The organism is Geopseudomonas sagittaria (assembly GCF_900115715.1).
GTDB lineage: Bacteria > Pseudomonadota > Gammaproteobacteria > Pseudomonadales > Pseudomonadaceae > Geopseudomonas > Geopseudomonas sagittaria.
The window spans coordinates 1-2,923 of sequence record NZ_FOXM01000037.1; the positions used below are offsets into that span (position 1 = coordinate 1).

At 45.7% G+C, this 2,923-nt stretch carries 4 protein-coding genes; all 4 read left to right on the plus strand.

Annotated elements, in window-relative coordinates:
• On the plus strand, nucleotides 1–463 hold a 463-nt coding region (locus tag BM297_RS21735), incomplete at its 5' end, for a hypothetical protein (RefSeq protein ID WP_217648297.1).
• 111 nt (nucleotides 464–574) lie between these two features.
• Entirely contained in the window at nucleotides 575–1,225 is a 651-nt protein-coding gene (locus tag BM297_RS21220) for a DUF5343 domain-containing protein (RefSeq protein WP_092435809.1), read from the plus strand.
• Nucleotides 1,225–1,803 carry a Swt1 family HEPN domain-containing protein gene (locus BM297_RS21225; RefSeq protein WP_092435811.1) on the plus strand — a complete coding sequence of 193 codons (579 nt, stop codon included), beginning with the start codon at nucleotides 1,225–1,227 and terminating at the stop codon, nucleotides 1,801–1,803. Before BM297_RS21220 ends, BM297_RS21225 begins: the two co-directional genes overlap by 1 nt.
• A 570-nt stretch (nucleotides 1,804–2,373) precedes the next feature.
• Nucleotides 2,374–2,739, plus strand: coding sequence for a hypothetical protein (locus tag BM297_RS21235; RefSeq protein WP_092435817.1), 366 nt, complete (start codon nucleotides 2,374–2,376; stop codon nucleotides 2,737–2,739).
• The last annotated feature ends 184 nt before the right edge of the window (nucleotides 2,740–2,923 follow it).

Consider the following 2,923-nt stretch of genomic DNA (forward strand, 5'->3'; position numbering starts at 1 on the left):
ACACCCTGTTGATCACCCACCCCGGCCGCACGCAAAAAATCGCGGCGCGGGGAGGTGGCAGTGGTGTTTTCGGGTTTTTTCTACAGCTTCGTTAGAGGGCAAATCCATGCCGTGCCTTTGCTCACAATTGGAAGCACTAATCAAGGTTGAGTCACAACCCGATTTCTTCGACCGCCTTACGACAATTGAGCACGGAAACTGGGTAAAACTTTGCCAGTGCCAAATATGCGGACAACTCTGGAGCGTTGATGAATGGGATAAGGGCAATATCGCTTTTGCCAAAAAACTAAGCAGCAGTATCAACTGGCAGACTCAGGATGTAGAGGCGCAAAAAGCCTTTCTTCTCAAAGCACGTGGAGGCACAGACAACAAGGTTTGCGCCCAATCTGGTTGCCAACAGCTTTGCCTGAAAGGTGTTGCTTTCTGTGTTGATCACTACTTTGCCATAGGGTGGCGAGAGTAATGCCCTCTAACATCCCGCTCCAGTCGACCATCAAAAAGCTATGCTTTTTGCCGTCGGCTGAGCTTGCACGTTAGTTCTAGAAACCTGCCTTAAAGCAAAGAGGAAATTGTAATGGCAAAATCGTACCCTCCTTATATGAACGCCACTGGGTTAGTAGCAAAGGTGCTGGAAAAAATAAAAGTAGCCGCTACACCTGACAGGTTTACACAGGACTACTTGGCTACTGAGCTTGGATTTAGCGGAGGTAGTGCTAAAGCCTTCATACCGTTAGCGAAGAAAATAGCAATTCTTTCAAGCGATGGCAGTCCCACAGATCTTTATAAGCAATTCAGGAACACCAATAAAGCAATTTCAAAAGCTGCCATGGCAGAAGCAATTCGAAAAGGATACTCCGACATATACTCTCGAAACGAATATGCACATAGTCTTAGTAAATCTGATCTTGAGGGATTGATTGTCGAAATGACAGGATCAGAAAAAGGTAACAAAACGGTACAAGCAGTCGTCGGTACATTTGAAGCATTAAAGGGTTTCGCAGATTTCAAAGTTTCCACCTCCGACATTGTGCACGAAAAACCATCAGAAGATGAAGAGACTGAATCTCCTGAGCGACTGAAAACGAACGGCTCTCTTGGTGTTGCAGAGGAATTTGGTTTAAGTCTTTCCTATACAATAAACTTGGTATTGCCTAAAACTGATGATGTAGCTGTTTTCAATGCCATCTTCAAAAGCCTGCGAGAAAACCTGCTGAAGAAATCATGATGGAAGACAAGATAAAGCTATTCGCAATTTCGAACCAGATGACAGAAAGGTCTCTTGATTATATTGAGCGAGATCTGAAAATAGATTTAGGTAGAAACATACATTTGTCAGAAGAAAAAGATGATGAATATTATCCGCAGTTTCAGCACTTAATTCGTGTGGAAGCCCGAGAAATGGCAGTTCATTATGAATTATTCTACTGCTTGGAAGTTTCTATCAGAAAAATGATTAATGAAAAACTACTCTCAGAGCTGGGTGATGACTGGTGGGAAAAAGCAGATATACCTGAGCAAACTCGTAAAAATGTGAAGGACAACATTCAGAGAGAAATCGATTCGGCTTTTACTCAAAGATCAGAAAATGAATTGGATTACACCACGTTCGGTGAGCTCGGTGAGATTGTGCGAAAAAATTGGGAAAAATTTGGCGACCTTTTTAATAGTCAAAAAGGGTTCAACCGTGTCATGAACAGCCTAAATCTTTTGCGGGGACCCATAGCGCATTGTAGTCCTCTGGCTGAAGATGAAGTTGTGAGGCTGAAGCTTACTGTCCGAGATTGGTTCAGGCTAATGGAATGATGAACTAACAAGAAATTGCAGCGGATAAAATATGCTGCGCATTTTTTACCGCTGAATTTAGCGTTATAACTCAGGGAGTCAGAATGGTCAGGCCGAAGGGATTTGGTAAAGGTCTTCCCCCAAAAGCATTAATTGGGTACCCGGTTTGGCTAGCCTTAGCTCTAATCGTCTTAATTGTGTCCAGTACCAGTATTGGGGCAAATTTTCTGAACTCTATATCGGCCCTGCAAAACACAGCCCCACAGTGGTTTCAAAGAAGTGGCTCAATCGTGACGGTCATCTGCGCAATCACAGAAGCCTTAATTTTGGTGAGGTTGCATAGGCAAATGAGGGGCGAGCCTACGATGGAAACAGTTGCAGGGTTTTTGACACTCGAGGAGATTAAATACCTTGGTTTTTTGCAGTGGGTGGCCTTGGTACTTCTTGTTGTAGGCACAGTGGTGTGGGGTTATGGCGATGTTCTTTACGCGACCATGTTATAACAAGGCAATTAAATTCGTTACGGCCCGATGGGCCTCCACCGGACGCCCTTGTCAGGGCGCCGTTTATTGCTGGCGTTAGGAGGCAGATATGCAGACGTACCTCGTGGGCCTCCAATATCACGAGCCAGAGTCATATGCGCTTTGGAAAAATGGGGTTGTTGAGGACTACGAATCTTCGACGGGAATATTCGTTAAAGCCAAGTCCGAAGGCGAGGCTCTTGCGTGGGGCATGGAAGTAGCTAACGCAGTCCTACGCGCGGCTAACAATGACAGTGGTTTGTCAGCCGGAACGTTTGGTTACGAGTGCTGGATTGAACACAACCCTGAGAAATCCGACTGGCAACATTGCTTATCTTTTTTCCAAGAGGTTGCGGTCGGAGAGCTGCCAAATATTGAGAAAATGAGCGCATTTGCTTATTCGGTATGGTGTAAAGAAAATGGCATTGAATATTAATTCTCGATCGTTGCTGCCGCCTCCTAACACTTGGTTCAAACCGTTCGCTTCACTCACTGGGACCGGCTGAAGCCGGCCCTTTAACCAAACGTTGAGGCTGTAGAAAAACCTGCTGCTGGCCCGCCCCGAGGCTGATACCCTCCAACCCATCCATTCGCAGGGAGGCGCGAGGCGATGCCTCGGT

What these genes read in the sequence shown, in the direction of transcription:
- BM297_RS21225 (WP_092435811.1), top strand. Translation starts at nt 1,225, where the DNA reads ATGGAAGACAAGATAAAGCTATTCGCAATTTCGAACCAGATGACAGAA.
- BM297_RS21235 (WP_092435817.1), top strand. Translation starts at nt 2,374, where the DNA reads ATGCAGACGTACCTCGTGGGCCTCCAATATCACGAGCCAGAGTCATAT.
- BM297_RS21220 (WP_092435809.1), top strand. Translation starts at nt 575, where the DNA reads ATGGCAAAATCGTACCCTCCTTATATGAACGCCACTGGGTTAGTAGCA.